The organism is Klebsiella sp. KP20-425-1, assembly GCF_025813515.1.
Taxonomy (GTDB): Bacteria; Pseudomonadota; Gammaproteobacteria; order Enterobacterales; family Enterobacteriaceae; genus Klebsiella; species Klebsiella pneumoniae.
On sequence record NZ_CP109614.1, the window covers coordinates 767020 to 782524 of the forward strand.

The 15505-nt window shown below is 56.8% G+C and carries 17 protein-coding genes; 4 read left to right on the forward strand and 13 right to left on the reverse strand.

Features of this window, described 5'->3' with window-relative positions; genetic code table 11:
* Positions 1–39: 39 nt before the first annotated feature.
* The 5 genes from hemW to OHJ17_RS03860 are packed head-to-tail and all read right to left on the reverse strand — an operon-like array spanning position 40 to position 3350.
* Entirely contained in the window at positions 40–1176 is a 1137-nt protein-coding gene (gene hemW, locus OHJ17_RS03840) for a radical SAM family heme chaperone HemW (protein ID WP_002916617.1), read from the reverse strand.
* Positions 1169–1762 (reverse strand): XTP/dITP diphosphatase, encoded by a 594-nt coding sequence (locus OHJ17_RS03845; RefSeq protein ID WP_016947439.1) that lies wholly within the window; start codon positions 1760–1762, stop codon positions 1169–1171. Before OHJ17_RS03845 ends, hemW begins: the two co-directional genes overlap by 8 nt.
* A 12-nt stretch (positions 1763–1774) precedes the next feature.
* The gene (gene yggU, locus OHJ17_RS03850) at positions 1775–2065 is read right to left on the reverse strand and encodes a DUF167 family protein YggU (RefSeq protein WP_016947438.1); all 291 of its coding nucleotides are present in this window, start codon (positions 2063–2065) and stop codon (positions 1775–1777) included.
* The gene (locus tag OHJ17_RS03855) at positions 2062–2628 is read right to left on the reverse strand and encodes a YggT family protein (RefSeq protein WP_002916613.1); all 567 of its coding nucleotides are present in this window, start codon (positions 2626–2628) and stop codon (positions 2062–2064) included. The genes yggU and OHJ17_RS03855 overlap by 4 nt, the downstream gene beginning before the upstream one ends.
* A gap of 20 nt (positions 2629–2648) precedes the next feature.
* Positions 2649–3350 (reverse strand): YggS family pyridoxal phosphate-dependent enzyme, encoded by a 702-nt coding sequence (locus tag OHJ17_RS03860; protein WP_267302879.1) that lies wholly within the window; start codon positions 3348–3350, stop codon positions 2649–2651.
* A gap of 16 nt (positions 3351–3366) precedes the next feature.
* On the opposite strand from OHJ17_RS03860, the gene OHJ17_RS03865 reads away from it, so the two are divergent.
* Positions 3367–4347 (forward strand): type IV pilus twitching motility protein PilT, encoded by a 981-nt coding sequence (locus OHJ17_RS03865; RefSeq protein ID WP_004149811.1) that lies wholly within the window; start codon positions 3367–3369, stop codon positions 4345–4347.
* 348 nt (positions 4348–4695) lie between these two features.
* Positions 4696–5349 (forward strand): LuxR family transcriptional regulator, encoded by a 654-nt coding sequence (locus OHJ17_RS03870; RefSeq protein ID WP_002916607.1) that lies wholly within the window; start codon positions 4696–4698, stop codon positions 5347–5349.
* Between the two features lie 52 nt (positions 5350–5401).
* Here OHJ17_RS03870 and ruvX read toward each other — a convergent pair whose 3' ends face one another.
* The 8 genes from ruvX to metK all read right to left on the reverse strand — a co-directional run bounded on the left by ruvX (position 5402) and on the right by metK (position 12662).
* On the reverse strand, positions 5402–5818 hold the full coding sequence (gene ruvX, locus OHJ17_RS03875) for a Holliday junction resolvase RuvX (protein WP_002916605.1): 417 nt from the start codon (positions 5816–5818) through the stop codon (positions 5402–5404).
* Positions 5818–6381 (reverse strand): YqgE/AlgH family protein, encoded by a 564-nt coding sequence (locus OHJ17_RS03880; RefSeq protein WP_002916603.1) that lies wholly within the window; start codon positions 6379–6381, stop codon positions 5818–5820. Before OHJ17_RS03880 ends, ruvX begins: the two co-directional genes overlap by 1 nt.
* A 174-nt stretch (positions 6382–6555) precedes the next feature.
* Positions 6556–7506, reverse strand: a complete 951-nt coding sequence (gene gshB, locus OHJ17_RS03885) for a glutathione synthase (protein ID WP_009484128.1) — start codon at positions 7504–7506, stop codon at positions 6556–6558.
* A gap of 20 nt (positions 7507–7526) precedes the next feature.
* On the reverse strand, positions 7527–8258 hold the full coding sequence (gene rsmE, locus OHJ17_RS03890) for a 16S rRNA (uracil(1498)-N(3))-methyltransferase (RefSeq protein ID WP_002916597.1): 732 nt from the start codon (positions 8256–8258) through the stop codon (positions 7527–7529).
* A 91-nt stretch (positions 8259–8349) separates the two neighbouring features.
* The gene (gene endA / locus OHJ17_RS03895; protein ID WP_002916589.1) at positions 8350–9057 is read right to left on the reverse strand and encodes a deoxyribonuclease I; all 708 of its coding nucleotides are present in this window, start codon (positions 9055–9057) and stop codon (positions 8350–8352) included.
* Positions 9058–9151: 94 nt separating this feature from the next.
* Entirely contained in the window at positions 9152–9652 is a 501-nt protein-coding gene (locus OHJ17_RS03900; protein ID WP_002916588.1) for a SprT family zinc-dependent metalloprotease, read from the reverse strand.
* 77 nt (positions 9653–9729) lie between these two features.
* Complete coding sequence (locus tag OHJ17_RS03905; protein ID WP_002916587.1) at positions 9730–11124, reverse strand: sugar porter family MFS transporter; 1395 nt, start codon at positions 11122–11124, stop codon at positions 9730–9732.
* Positions 11125–11507: 383 nt separating this feature from the next.
* Positions 11508–12662 (reverse strand): methionine adenosyltransferase, encoded by a 1155-nt coding sequence (gene metK / locus OHJ17_RS03910; protein WP_004149807.1) that lies wholly within the window; start codon positions 12660–12662, stop codon positions 11508–11510.
* 701 nt (positions 12663–13363) lie between these two features.
* Here metK and yqgB point away from each other — a divergent pair.
* Complete coding sequence (yqgB, locus tag OHJ17_RS03915) at positions 13364–13495, forward strand: acid stress response protein YqgB (protein ID WP_002916578.1); 132 nt, start codon at positions 13364–13366, stop codon at positions 13493–13495.
* 8 nt (positions 13496–13503) lie between these two features.
* Complete coding sequence (gene speA / locus OHJ17_RS03920) at positions 13504–15480, forward strand: biosynthetic arginine decarboxylase (protein WP_004149805.1); 1977 nt, start codon at positions 13504–13506, stop codon at positions 15478–15480.
* The last annotated feature ends 25 nt before the right edge of the window (positions 15481–15505 follow it).

Here is a 15505-nt window from a genome sequence, read left to right on the forward strand (position 1 = left end):
GCCATGGCGGTCCGCTTCCCGGCAGGACCGCCGCTGCGTTTACTCGTTCAGAAACAACTCAAGCAGGGAATTCAGGAACAGCTTACCGTGCTCGGTAATCTGCCAGTTCTGCTCGTCTTCCTGCAGGTAGCCCTGGGCTATCGCCGCGTCCAGCTGCGGGCGGATCGCCGCTTCCTCAAGTCCGGTATAGCGGCTAAATTCAGCGCGCGGCGCGGCCTCCAGCAGGCGAAAACGGTTCATAAAGAACTCAAACGGTTTATCCGCTTCTTCCACATCATGCTGACGCTCAAGGTAACGGCCTTCCATATACCCGCGCGGGTGGCGGGTTTTGGCGGTTCGCAGAATGCGTCCGTCAGGGAAGGTTATCTTGCCGTGCGCGCCGCAGCCGATGCCGAGGTAGTCGCCAAAGCGCCAGTAGTTGAGATTATGCTGACACTGGAAGCCTGGCTTAGCATAGGCGGACGTCTCGTACTGCTGATAGCCGGCGGCGCTCAGCAGCTGATGCCCCTGCTCGAAAATATCCCATAGCGCGTCGTCATCCGGCAGCACCGGCGGCCGGGAGCCGAACAAGGTGTTCGGCTCAATGGTCAGCTGGTACCACGACAGGTGCGGCGGGTTGAGGGCAATCGCCTGACGCAGATCGTCCAGCGCCTCCTCCAGCGACTGGTCCGGCAGACCGTGCATCAGGTCGAGGTTGAAGCTGCGCAAGCCGAGGCCGCTGGCGAGACGTGCTGCGCGCTTGGCCTCCTCCGGGCCGTGGATCCGCCCCAGGCGCTGCAGCTTCGGTTCGCTAAAGCTTTGTACGCCGATGGAGATGCGGTTCACCCCGGCGCGCTGATAATCAACGAAGCGATCGGCCTCCACGGTACCCGGGTTGGCTTCCATGGTGATTTCCGCCCCGGCGGCCAGCGGCAGGCAGGCGCGGACGCCATCGAGCAGGGTTTGCATGGCCGGGCCGGACAGCAGGCTCGGCGTTCCGCCGCCGATAAAAATAGTGCCTATTTCCCGTCCCTGGGCATATTGCGCATCAGCCTGCAGATCGTTCAGCAGATGCTGGACGTAGTCATCATGCGGCACCTCGCCTTTCAGCGCATGCGAATTAAAATCGCAGTACGGGCATTTCTGCACGCACCAGGGAATATGGATATAGAGACTCAGCGGCGGCAAATTAGCCATTACGTAATGCTTCCAGTAACAGTTTCAGCGCCTGCCCGCGATGGGAAATGGCGCTCTTTTCTTCACGGCTCAGTTCGGCCGCGGTTTTCCCTTCTGACGGGACGAAGAAGATCGGGTCGTAACCGAAGCCGTCATGACCGGCGGCTTGTCGGGTGATTACCCCAGGCCAGCTGCCGTGGCACACCAGCGGCGTGGGATCTTCGGCATGGCGCAGATAGACCAGCACACAGTGGAACTGCGCCTGACGCTGATCGTCCGGCACGTCCTTTAACGCGTCGAGCAGCTTCTCAAGATTCTGCTGGTCGCTGGCGTCGACGCCGGAATAGCGTGCGGAGTAAATACCCGGCGCGCCGCCAAGAGCATCGACGGCCAGACCGGAATCGTCGGCGATGGCCGGCAGGCCGGTGATCTGCGCCGCGTGGCGCGCTTTCAGAATCGCGTTTTCAATGAAGGTCAGGCCGGTCTCTTCCGCAGAGTCCACGCCCAGCTCGGTCTGAGCGACGATATCGAGACCAAAATCTTCCAGCAGCGAGGCCAGTTCGCGCACTTTGCCGGCGTTGCCGGTAGCGAGGACGACTTTTTGCATGATGAATCCTGTTTATTCAGTTAGCGCCGCGACCGCAGTCGGGATCTGTTGTGGGGCGATGATTTTAACTTGCTTATGGCGGCCCAGCTCGCCTTTTTCAATCAGTACCTGGCTTTTGGCGACGCGGAACTGTTTGGCGAGAAATTTCACCAGGTGGGCATTGGCCTGGCCATCAACGGGCGGGGCGGTAATGGCGACTTTAAGCTCGTCGCCATGTACGCCCACGATGCTATCGCGGCTGGCCTTAGGCTGAATGTACAGCCTCAGCACCAGCCCGTCAGCGCAGGTTTCAATGGCACTCATAGCGCCATCCACAGCCCCGGCAGCAGTACATTACCGGTGGCCTGCAGCACTTCGGCGATGCCCATATTGATTACGTACAACAGCAGTACCAGCACCATCGGCGAGAAATCGATACCGCCCATCGACGGCAGCAGGTTGCGGATAGGGCGCAGCAGCGGGTCCGCCAGCTGCATCAGCACATACTCCACCGGGCTACGGCCCTGGCTGACCCAGCTCATGATCGCCATCAATAGCAGTACCCAGAAGATCAACGAGCCGATGGTTTTCAGCAGAATAAGCAGAGCGGAGATCCAGATGATCGGCTGGAAGGTGATCACCATAAACAGCACGATCGCTTTGATGACGCAGAGAATAAATGCCACCAGCAGCGAGGCGCTGTCAATCGGCCCCATTGCCGGGATAATCCGGCGCAGCGGTCCGACAATCGGCTGCGTGGCTTTCACCACAAACTGCGAAAACGGGTTGTAAAAGTCGCAGCGCGCCCACTGCATCCAGACGCGTAACAACACGACCATCGTGTAAAGCTCAATGACCGTTGAAAGCAGGAAAGTCAACGTCTTCATGGCGTTCCTCAGATTCCTTATTATTTGCTGTAGTCGCGCGCACCAAAAATGGCTGTACCGATGCGCACCATCGTGCTTCCCGCCGCGATTGCGGCTTCCATATCGTCCGACATTCCCAGAGACAACGTATCGACCGTGGGGTACCGCGTTTTTAATCGCGCAAATGCTACCGCCATTTGCCGGGCGACGGCAAACTGCCTTACATATTCTGACTCAGGCGCGGGGATGGCCATCAGGCCGCGCAGTTCCAGATGAGGTAACTCAGCGATCTCCGCCGCTAAGCCGTCGAGCGCTTCCAGCGGGATGCCGGATTTGCTCTGCTCATCGCTGATGTTAATTTGAATCAGCACCTTCAGCGGCGGTAAATGCGCCGGGCGCTGCTCGTTCAGGCGGGTGGCGATTTTCAGCCGATCGACGGTGTGGCACCAGTCAAAATGCTCTGCCACCAACCGGCTTTTGTTGGACTGCAGGGGGCCAATAAAGTGCCACTGCAGCCCGCTGACGCCAGCCTGCTGGAAATGGCTAATCTTCTCCACGCCCTCCTGGACATAGTTTTCACCAAATGCCCGCTGGCCTGCCGCAATGGCTTCTTCGATCGCGCTCGTAGGTTTCGTTTTACTCACTGCAAGCAATGTCACTTCTTCTGGCGCACGCCCGCATCGGGCGGCAGCACCGGAGATTTTGTCCCGGACCTGTGCCAGGTTATGCGCAATATCGTTCATATTCCGAGGATGAGTTATGAAGCTGGAAGAAATCGTAGCCCTTAGTGTAAAGCATAATGTCTCCGATCTACACCTGTGCAATTCCGCCGCACCGCGCTGGCGGCGGCAGGGCAGGCTGGAGCCCGCGCCCTTTCCCGCGCCGGATATTGCGAATTTACTCAACGACTGGCTCGATGCCGCACAGTTACTGCACTGGCAGGAACACGGCCAGATTGACTTTGCGCTGAACCTGGCCTGCGGTGCGCGGCTGCGCGCCAGCGCCTTCGCCCATACGCGTGGGATATCGCTGGTGCTGCGTCTCCTTCCTGAACAGTGCCCGCGTCTGGATATGCTCGGCGCCCCGCCTGCGCTGAGCGAACTGCTGGCGGAAGAGAGTGGTTTGCTGTTGGTCACCGGAGCGACGGGCAGCGGCAAGTCGACCACCCTGGCGGCAATGGTGGGGCACCTCAATCAGCATCTTGATGGCCATATTCTGACGCTTGAAGATCCGGTGGAATTTATTCATCACAGCGAGCGCTGTCTGATCCAGCAGCGGGAAGTTGGCCGTCACTGTCCTTCGTTCGCCGCGGCGCTCCGCGTGGCGCTGCGCCAGGATCCGGATGTGATCCTGCTCGGGGAGCTACGCGACAGCGAAACCATTCGCCTGGCGTTAACCGCGGCGGAGACCGGGCACCTGGTAATGGCGACATTACATACCCGCGGCGCGGCGCCGGCGGTGGAGAGATTGATCGATGTCTTTCCGGCGGAGGAGAAAGATCAGGTTCGTAGCCAGCTTGCCGGAAGCCTGTGCGCGGTGCTGGCGCAAAAATTGTTACCTGCACGTCAGGGCGGGAGAGTTGCGCTATACGAGCTTCTGGTCAACACGCCAGCGGTGGCGAATTTGATCCGTGAAGGAAAAGTACATCAATTGCCTGGTGTGATGCAGACCGGGATGCAGGCCGGAATGTTGACCTTTACCCAGAGTTTTCAGCAACGTGTCGCTGCAGGCGCGCTATAAGATGAGAAAGAGATTGATATGACAGGTTAAATGATATGTTAGATGAATGTTTATTTGTTGTTTATTAATATTATTTGGTAATACAAATAACTTTTGATTATAAATTCAAATAACACATTCAGATTAGATATGTCGACAGTGAATACGCATTTCCAGGAAAAAAGTTTGATTATCTTTTGACAGCTTTGAGTCATTCGATTTATGCTGTTTGTGGGAATAGGATGATTCTCATGGAATAACGTTTCAGTTTGTAAATTACCTTGGTGATTTATAAATTCACGACTGTTTGTATCTTTTTTTATTCATTTAACCACCATGGCGGTGGGTAACAGCTAAGGAGAGTTTTAAGTGATTAATTTAAATGGAAATTCATCATCTTCTCGTCAGGTAACCTTTATTACCCACCCGTCTATTCAAAGCAAAGCCTTTGCCAGCTATCTGAGCGAAACCCTGATGGCACCGGTGGTTTTACAAAATATTAATAAACCGCTGGCGCAGCGTTTGGCAAAAGATTCTGTAATATTATTTGATATTGCAGTGTCAAATAAGAAATTAAACGGGGTGTGGCGGGATATTATTCGCCTGCAGGCAGACAATCCTCGTTTGTTGATTATTAATAGCGCACAAAAGTATGAGCTATACGAAATGGCGCAGTGGCCGGCTTTATATGGCGTGTTCCGTCATGACGATGATGAATCGCGCTTAATTGAGGGCGTTAAGGCCGTGCTGAACGGCGAGCAGACGGCTGAATTGAGCGTGATGCACCCGGCGATGTACGCTGCGGACCATGCATCGACTCCAGTAGAGAACTCGCCGCTGACCGAGCGGGAATGCGAGATCCTCAACGAACTGCGCTGCGGCGCGACGAACCTGGATATCGCCCGCGCGCTGTTTATCAGCGAGAACACGGTGCGGACGCACCTGTACAATGTGTTTCGTAAACTGAGCGTGAAAAATCGCACCCAGGCGGTGAGCTGGGCTAACGAACATCTGCGCCACTAAGCGGGTAAACGTGCGCCGTCAGCGGTCCGCCGGCGGCGCAGGAGGGCAGAGTTTAAAAGCTCTGCTCGAAGTAGCTTTCCAGTATGACTACGGCAGAGGCCGAATCGACGCTGCCTTTATTCAGCGCCCGGTAGCCGCCGTGTTCAAACAGGCCCGCGCGGGCCTCAACCGTACTCAGCCGTTCATCGTGGAGAAGGATCGCGACGCCAAAGCGGCCATGAATTTTATTGGCGAAATTACGCGCGCGCGCCGTCAGCGGTTGCTCGGTGCCGTCCATATTGAGCGGCAGGCCGACGATTACCGCCTCAGGCTGCCACTCTTTAAGCAGTTTTTCGATGACGTTCCAGTCCGGTTTACCGTCCTGCGCCTTCAGCGCCGGTAATGGTCGTGCGGTCGCGGTGATGCGTTGTCCCACCGCCACGCCGATGCTTTTGGTGCCAAAGTCAAAGCCGAGAAAGGTTCCGCTCATCACGCATGCCCCGCGACGCCCGGCATCGTCACAATGTCGATACCAATCAGTTTAGCCGCCTCGCGCCAGCGATCGGCGATCGGCGTACGGAAAAGAATATTCTGATCCGCCGGGGCGGTGAGCCAGGCATTATCTAAAATCTCCTGCTCCAGCTGCCCTTTCTCCCACGAAGAGTAGCCCAACGCAACCAGCACGTTGCCCGGCTGCCGATCGGTACCTAAGGTTTCAAGAACATCCCGCGAGGTGGTAATCACCGTGTTATCCGAGATGCGAATGCTCGAGGAAAAGTCAGAGGGCGGGGTATGCAAAATGAAGCCGCGGTCTTCCGCCAGCGGGCCTCCCAGCATCACCGGTTTATCCAGACGGATCTCTGGATTGCGCGGCTCCGGGACAATTTTGAGCTTCTCAAGGATCCCTTCCACCTGCAGATTTTCCAGCGGCTTATTGATAATAATGCCCATGGCACCCTCGTCGTTGTACTCGCAGATATAGACTACGGAGCGGCGGAAAATGGGGTCCTGAAGCGCGGGCATGGCAATCAGAAAGTGATGCTGTAAATTCATTGTCAGAGGTTCGTTCCTGGTTCAAAAAAGCAACACCCAGTATGCGGGCAAAGTAGAATGGTGTCGATGCACTTTATCTGGCCGGCGCCCGAGTGGCGTCAGGCTGGCAACGTTTCACGAGCGCGGTAATCCGCGCTCGCTGCGCCAAAAGCGGACGTTGGTCCGCCGTCGTGCTTATTTATCGATACGTCTTTCGATAGCGTCCATCAGCATACCGGTGATCGAAATATCCGGGAAGGCGGCTTCGATTTCGCGTACGCAGGTGGGGCTGGTGACGTTAATTTCCGTCAGACGGTCGCCGATGATATCCAGGCCGACGAAGATAAGGCCTTTGGCCTTCAGCGTCGGGCCGACGCGGCGGGCGATTTCCCAGTCGCTTTCGGTCAACGGGCGGGCTTCGCCGCGGCCGCCGGCGGCCAGATTGCCGCGGGTCTCGCCACCCTGCGGAATTCGCGCCAGGCAGTAAGGCACGGGCTCTCCATCCACTACCAACACGCGCTTGTCGCCATCTTTAATGGCCGGCAGATAGTTCTGCGCCATGCAGTAGCGTCTGCCCAGTTCGGTCAGCGTCTCGGCAATCACCCCAAGGTTTGGATCGCCGGCTTTAACACGGAAAATAGAGGCGCCGCCCATGCCGTCGAGCGGTTTCATGATGATATCGCCGTGCTTTTCCCAGAAGGCTTTCAGCTGGGCTTTATTGCGGGTGACCAACGTTTCCGGAGTCAGTTCAGAGAACCAGGCGGTGAACAGCTTCTCGTTACAGTCGCGCAGACTCTGCGGCTTGTTGACGATAAGCGTGCCTTTCTCTTCCGCTCGCTCCAGGATGTAGGTGGCATAAATAAATTCGGTATCAAACGGCGGATCCTTACGCATCAGGATGACGTCAAGGTCCGCCAGCGGCAGATCCTGCTCGCCGGTGAAGTCATACCATTTATCGTAGTTCTGTTCGACGCTCAGCGTGCGCGTCCGGGCGCGGGCTTCGCCGTTGATCAAATAGAGGTCGTTCATCTCCATATAATGGAGTTCATAGCCGCGACGCTGCGCCTCCAGCAACATAGCGAAGCTGGTGTCTTTCTTGATGTTGATGGTTGCGATGGGATCCATCACGATGCCGAGCTTGATCATGGTTCTTCTCCGTTAACGCCTCAACCTAAGTCGCCAAAACGCACCTGTAGGGCGGTGATGGCGGTGAGCGCAGTAGTCTCTGTACGCAGAACGCGCGGTCCCAACAGGATATCAGTAAACTGGTATTGCGCGGTCATCGCTATCTCTTCAGCCGACAGCCCGCCTTCCGGGCCAATCAGCAGACGGACGCGTTCAACCGGCAGCGGCAGCGTGTTAATGCTGGCGCTGGCGCGCGGGTGCAGGTTGAGCTTCAGCCCGCTGTCCTGCTCGGCGCACCACGCCTCCAGCTGCATCGCCGGACGTATTTCCGGTACCACGTTACGACCGCTCTGTTCGCAGGCGGCAATAGCGATTTTCTGCCACTGCTGGATCTTTTTCTGCAAACGTTCGGCATCCAGTTTAACGCCGCAGCGCTCGGAAAACAGTGGCGTTATGAGGCTTACCCCGAGTTCGATCGATTTCTGGATGGTGAATTCCATTTTTTCGCCGCGGGACATCACCTGGCCTAAATGGATATGCAGCGGCGATTCCCGATCGTCAGGTTCGCCACTGAGCACCTCAACCGTAACGTTTTTCTTACCGGCCTCGGTGATGACCGCGTCAAACACCTGGTTACTGCCGTCAAAAAGCTGTAGGTGCTGACCGGCGGTCATGCGCAGGACGCGGCCGACGTGGTTGGCCGCGTCATCGCTCAGCGCGATCTGGCTGCCGACAATGAGGCGTTCTGGATGATGGATGCGAGGAATGCGCATGCTTGATATTCCGTTCGTTGCGCAGATGCCAGCTTCCCGCCATCGGGCGGGAAGCACAGGGCTGCAAATTAACAATTGCCGCTAGTGTAGGTTAGCTCTTTTGCGCCTGGCAAGCCTGCTGGACATACGGATTATGGTTGCCCTGCACTTTCGCGATGCGCTCATCACGTTCACATTCCCAGGCGGTGACCGGGTACTGTTTATTCCAGGCGGTAAACAGCTGAGTTTGCTGGCGGGAAAGATTCAGCTGATAGCGGTCGCGCATATAGAAGTAGGTGCGGGCGATGGCGCCGCGAGCGCGGGCAGGGGGCTCGGCGATTTTATCTTTAAAATCGACCTTCATGGTGCACTGGCCGTACTGGCCTTCACCGCCGTTCCACTGGCTGTACATAAAGTTGCCGCGATCGCCATTCACTTCTCCCACCGCCGGCTGCAGGTTGTGCATATCGCTTTCCATCTTGCGGTATTCCGGATCTTTGGCGCAGTTTTTACGTCCACCCTCCTGCCAGCACTGACGCTGATGGCCGAACTGCCATGCCGGCACTACGTGCTCCCATTCAACCCGGCTGGCGCGGTTCTCATTTTTACGCACTTTATAGCCGCAGGATTCCAAATCGATAACGCCTTTTTTCCCCTGCCAGTCGATTTTACAGCCGCAATAAAAATCGCCCGGAACGTCGGCATTCACTTTGACGCCAGCGGCTTTGGCCTGGGAAAAACTATTAATACCAGCGGCCGCAAGCGGACCACTGACTGCCGCGCTCAATACCGCTACGGCTAAAACATGCATACGGGACATCGTTAACTCCGTGTCAAAACGAGCCCGCAACGTAGCGAATGAGGGTGCCGGATGCAATCAGTCAGATCAGAAAGTTTCTAATTAATTCCGATGGTTATTTTTCAGCCACCAGCAGATCGCCGCAGCGAACGCAGCGGTAGGTGGCCTCGCCGCGAACCACCCGGTTATGGCGACGGACGGTGAGTTGGTGCTGCTGACAGCGACAGCGATAGGGGAAGGTGTTCTGGCGGACCGAAGCGAGTTCAAAGCGGTGGGTGCGACGCGCGGGAACGCCAAGGACGCTCTCCATCATCCATTTCCACTCTTTCCCGTGCGGCGCGACGCGGCCGAAATGCTGCCAGACCAGCAGGTGCGCCAGCTCATGCGGCACCACTTCATCGATAAACTCCCGCTGATTTTCCAGCAGCAGCACCGGGTTTAAACGAATTTCGTTTTTCTCCAGCCAGGCGGTGCCGGCGGAAGTACCACGCTGCTGGTAGACCAGCGTCGGTTCCGCATAGCGGCGTTCCAGCTTGCGATTCGCATTGGCGAGATGCTCCCGCAGGCTGCGCATGACGGCCTGCTGAATAGCGATGGGAATACGGGGCGTTTTCATAGCGCCAGAGGATAGTGCGGCGGAGGGGGGAGAGCAAGAGGAAGCTTCCTCCCGGGATGGGAGGAAGCTCAGGAAGGTTAATCGCGGGCACCGATCTCGCGCAGTGGACGACCCTGCATCAGGTTACGTTCAATATGTTCCAGCGAGACGTTTTTGGTTTCCGGGATCAGCCACAGCGTCAGCAGGATAAACAGCACGTTCAGACCGCCGTACACCCAGAAGGTATTGGCGCTGCCCAGCGAGTTGAGCATGGTCAGGAAGGTGGCGCCGACAATCATGTTGGCAATCCAGTTGGTCGCTGTGGAGCAGGTGATACCGAAGTCGCGGCCTTTCAGCGGCTGGATTTCGGAGCACAGTACCCAAATCAGCGGGCCGGCGCTCATGGCGAAACCGACGATGAACATCAGCAGCATCAGGACGGCGATGTACTGCGCGGTAGAGGAGTGAATGCCGATGTGCATCATGGTACCCAGGACGCCCATACCCGCGGCCATCACGATAAAGCCAAGGATCAGCGTCGGTTTACGGCCCCAGCGGTCGACCAGACCGATGGCGATAAAGGTGGCCAGCACGTTAGTCAGACCGACGATCACTGTCCCCCACATTTGCTCAGTGGTGTTGGCATAACCCGCCAGCTCAAAAATCTTCGGCGCGTAGTACATGATGACGTTCATCCCGGTGAACTGTTGCATCACCTGCAGCAGGATGCCGAGGAACACCGCGCGGCGGAAGTTGCTGTTGTCTTTAAACAGCGACCAGCCGGACTGTTTTACCTTCAGGCTTTCACGGATTTCATCGAGCTCGCGTTTCGCTTCGGCGCTAGTATCGCGCAGGCGCAGCAGCACGCGTTCCGCATCGACAAAGCGACGTTTGGCGGCGAACCAGCGCGGGCTGTCCGGCAGGAAGATAACGCCGATCAGCAGCAATACCGCCGGAATGATGATAACCCCGAGCATCCAGCGCCATGCGCCGCTGTAGCTGAAAGCGGTGTCAGAGAGATAGGCGCCAAGGATCCCGATGGTGATCATCAGCTGGTACATGGAAATCATACTGCCGCGAATTTTTTCTGGGGCGATTTCCGACAGATACAGCGGAGCCGTATATGAGGCGACGCCCACCGCCAGGCCGAGCAGCACACGGGAAACCAGCAGGATCTCGACGTTTGGCGCGGCGGCAGAGAACAGCGAACCGGCGACGAAGAGGATTGCGCCGATCATCAGGCTCTTTTTCCGGCCCAGTTTGAAAGAGAGCCAGCCGCTGCCGACCGCGCCGACGGCAGCCCCGAACATCATGGAGCTGACCACCCACTCTTGGGTGTGGGCGGAAATCTGGAACTCATTGGCAATAAAGGGTAAGGCACCCGCAATAACACCGATATCAAGGCCGAACAGCAGGCCAGCCAGCGCGGCGAGGAAACAGACGAAGAACGTCATAGTCTTGTTCGAACGCCCTTGTTTTTTGTTGTCAGGCATAACGCCCTCCAGTTGAGTTATTGATTCTGTCGATGGTTAGGGTAGGACACTCGTCGGTAAAAAAACGTGACTATAATCACGGCTGTGTAATCGTTTCCACAAAGGTAAAGAAACGTAATCCATTAAATGCTTTTTAAATCAGCAATATAAACAAGGATAGACGACATTTTGAAAAACGGTAATCAGAGTTGACCGAAACAATATGTAACATTGTGAAAAATGGGTACAGGAGATAGCATCTTTGGGCAGAAGGTGACAGTCTTTACTATGTAATCGCTTTCATTTTGTGGCGGCCGCGCGTTGAAATGGGGGCGCAGAAAGGGGGTGAGGCGTAAATAAAAAGGCCAGCGCGAGGCTGGCCTTGAAGAGAGGAAGCGCGGAGATTATTTCAGACCGGCCGCTTCCCGCAGCAGCGCCGCTTTGTCGGTTTTTTCCCATGGGAAATGTTCGCGACCAAAGTGACCGTAGGCTGCGGTTTCTTTGTAGATCGGGTGCAGCAGATCCAGCATCTGAATCAGACCGTATGGACGCAGGTCGAAGAACTCACGCACCAGCAGGGTCAGCTGTTCAGAAGGCACTTTCTCGGTGCCAAAGGTTTCCACCATAATGGACGTCGGTTCTGCAACGCCGATAGCGTAGGAAACCTGAATTTCGCAACGATCGGCCAGGCCTGCGGCAACGATGTTCTTCGCCACATAGCGCGCCGCGTAGGCTGCGGAACGGTCAACTTTAGATGGATCTTTACCGGAGAACGCGCCGCCGCCGTGGCGAGCCATGCCGCCGTAGGTATCAACGATGATCTTACGACCGGTCAGACCGCAGTCGCCCATCGGGCCGCCAATAACGAAACGGCCGGTCGGGTTGATGAAGAATTTGGTGGACGCGTTGAGCCATTCAGTCGGCAGAATCGGCTTGATGATCTCTTCCATCACTGCTTCCTGCAGGGATTTCTGATCGATATCTTCCGCGTGCTGAGTCGACAGAACGACCGCGTCGATGCCGACGATTTTGCCGTCGTCATACTGGAAGGTCACCTGGCTTTTCGCATCCGGGCGCAGCCACGGCAGGGTGCCGTTTTTACGCACTTCAGCCTGACGCTGCACCAGACGGTGAGCGTAAGTCACCGGCGCCGGCATCAGCACGTCGGTTTCGTTAGTGGCGTAGCCAAACATCAGCCCCTGGTCGCCGGCGCCCTGTTCCAGCGGATCGGCACGGTCAACGCCCTGGTTAATGTCCGGAGACTGTTTACCAATGGCGCTCAGTACGGCGCACGAGTTGGCGTCAAAGCCCATATCGGAATGCACGTAGCCAATTTCGCGGACGGTGTTGCGGGTGATCTCTTCGATATCAACCCATGCGCTGGTGGTGATTTCGCCGCCTACCAGCACCATGCCGGTTTTGACATAGGTTTCACATGCGACACGCGCTTTCGGATCCTGCTCGAGGATCGCATCCAGCACGGCATCGGAGATTTGGTCAGCAATTTTGTCAGGATGCCCTTCTGATACGGACTCAGACGTAAAAAGGTGTTTTGCCATATTTTATTTCACCTGTGGACGATTCGGATAGCTCATACTGTTGTGTAATGTGGCTTTGGTGGATAATCAGCGCAAAGCCGCGCAGGTAGCGACACGAGCAGTCTGAGTGTTAATCAGTATAGACGGATTAACTTCTGGACGGCCATTTTAGGTCAAATCTTGAGCCCATTTCCAGCCTTTTTTGATGGCGGTCGCATTTATGGGAAAACCCGCCTGGCAAAATTTCCTGACAACCGCGCAAACAGGCACATTTTTATTTTGCTTTTTACCCCGCTTCTCGGTATAAAACGCCGCGCGCGGCTCATTAAAAAAGCGCACGGGGCATGGCCCTGTGGTGCCACTTCCAGCCGGGTTAAGCAGTCTGTATTTACAGAATCTCGCAGCGGCGTAGCGCCTGTTGCCCGGTATGTATAGCTTTGGCTTGTCGCCGACCCTGTCGCAGGGCGGTGTGGAGGTGATACCAGATAATGAACCAATGTTTTTCGTTTGATTCGTCGCGTCGTTCTGTCGCGCGTCAGCACTCCGCAACCTGCATCTCTCTCATGCAAACCAGCCGATGTTCACCCCATCTCGGCGCTTCTCAGGATTCCAGGGCCGGTCGGCCGTCAGAAAACTGAACAAGGGCGCTCTTGCCTGGCAAGAGTTTTCTCGTGGTTTCTCCGGACTGTCATACTCTGTTCGGCTACGTGTTTTACGATGATATGAATAAGAAACCGGTCGCGCAGTCGCAAAACCAGCAGATAGTGCTGGGCTTTAGGACTGTTCATGGGTTGTTATCGCATCTTTGGACTGCGATAGTAGTTAACTGTCTTACACTTATTATTAAAAATTGAGGTTCGCTATGTCTGACGACATGTCTATGGTTTCGCCTTCGTCAGCAGGCGAACACGGTGTACTACGTTCCATGCAGGAGGTAGCGATGAGCTCCCAGGAAGCCAGCAAGATGCTGCGTACTTATAATATTGCCTGGTGGGGCAATAACTATTATGACGTCAACGAACTGGGCCACATCAGCGTTTGCCCGGATCCGGACGTCCCGGAAGCGCGCGTTGACCTCGCGGAATTAGTCAAAGCGCGTGAAGCGCAAGGGCAGCGCTTGCCGGCGCTGTTCTGCTTCCCGCAGATCCTGCAGCACCGCCTGCGCTCGATCAACGCCGCCTTCAAACGCGCGCGTGAATCGTATGGCTATAACGGCGATTACTTCCTCGTCTACCCGATCAAGGTTAACCAGCACCGTCGCGTGATTGAATCGCTGATCCATTCCGGCGAGCCGCTGGGCCTGGAAGCCGGTTCGAAAGCCGAACTGATGGCCGTGCTGGCGCACGCCGGGATGACCCGCAGCGTCATCGTCTGTAATGGTTATAAAGACCGCGAATATATCCGTCTGGCGCTGGTGGGCGAGAAGATGGGCCACAAGGTCTATCTGGTCATTGAGAAGATGTCCGAGATCGCTATCGTACTGGAAGAGGCCGAGCGCCTGAACGTGGTGCCGCGCCTTGGCGTGCGTGCGCGTCTGGCCTCGCAGGGCTCCGGTAAATGGCAGTCCTCCGGCGGCGAGAAGTCCAAGTTCGGCCTCGCAGCGACCCAGGTGCTGCAACTGGTCGAAATTCTGCGCGAGGCAGGCCATCTTGAGAGCCTGCAACTGCTGCACTTCCACCTCGGTTCGCAGATGGCTAACATTCGCGATATCGCCACCGGCGTGCGTGAATCGGCGCGTTTCTACGTCGAACTGCATAAGCTGGGCGTCAATATTCAGTGCTTCGACGTCGGCGGCGGCCTGGGCGTGGACTATGAAGGCACCCGCTCGCAGTCCGATTGCTCGGTGAACTACGGTCTGAACGAATACGCCAACAATATCATCTGGGCGATCGGCGATGCCTGCGAAGAGAATGGCCTGCCGCACCCGACGGTGATCACCGAGTCCGGACGCGCGGTGACCGCGCACCATACCGTGCTGGTTTCCAACATCATCGGCGTGGAGCGTAACGAATACACCGAGGCGACCCCGCCGGCGGAAGACGCTGCGCGTCCGCTGCAGAGCATGTGGGAAACCTGGCTGGAGATGCACGAGACCGGCAACCGCCGCTCGCTGCGCGAATGGCTGCACGACAGCCAGATGGACCTGCACGATATCCACATCGGCTACTCCTCAGGCACCTTCAACCTGCAGGAGCGCGCGTGGGCGGAACAGCTGTATCTGAACATGTGCCATGAGGTGCAGAAGCAGCTCGACCCGAGCAACCGCGCCCATCGTCCCATCATCGATGAGCTGCAGGAGCGAATGGCGGATAAAATCTACGTCAACTTCTCGTTGTTCCAGTCGATGCCGGATGCCTGGGGGATCGATCAGCTGTTCCCGGTGATGCCGCTGGAAGGGCTGAACAAGTCGCCTGAGCGCCGCGCGGTGCTGCTGGACATCACCTGCGATTCCGATGGCGCCATCGATCACTACGTGGACGGCGACGGGATCGCCACCACCATGCCGATGCCGGAATACGACCCGGAGAACCCGCCGATGCTGGGCTTCTTCATGGTTGGCGCCTATCAGGAGATCCTCGGCAACATGCACAACCTGTTCGGCGATACCGAGGCGGTGGACGTGTTCGTCTTCCCTGACGGCAGCGTTGAGGTTGAGCTGTCCGACGAGGGCGATACCGTAGCGGATATGCTGCAGTATGTGCAGCTGGATCCGAACACGCTGCTGACCCAGTTCCGCGATCAGGTGAAAAATACCGGTCTGGACGATGCGCTGCAGCAGCAGTTCCTCGAGGAGTTCGAGGCGGGACTGTACGGCTATACTTATCTGGAAGACGAGTAGCCGCTGATGCCCGGTGGCGCTGCGC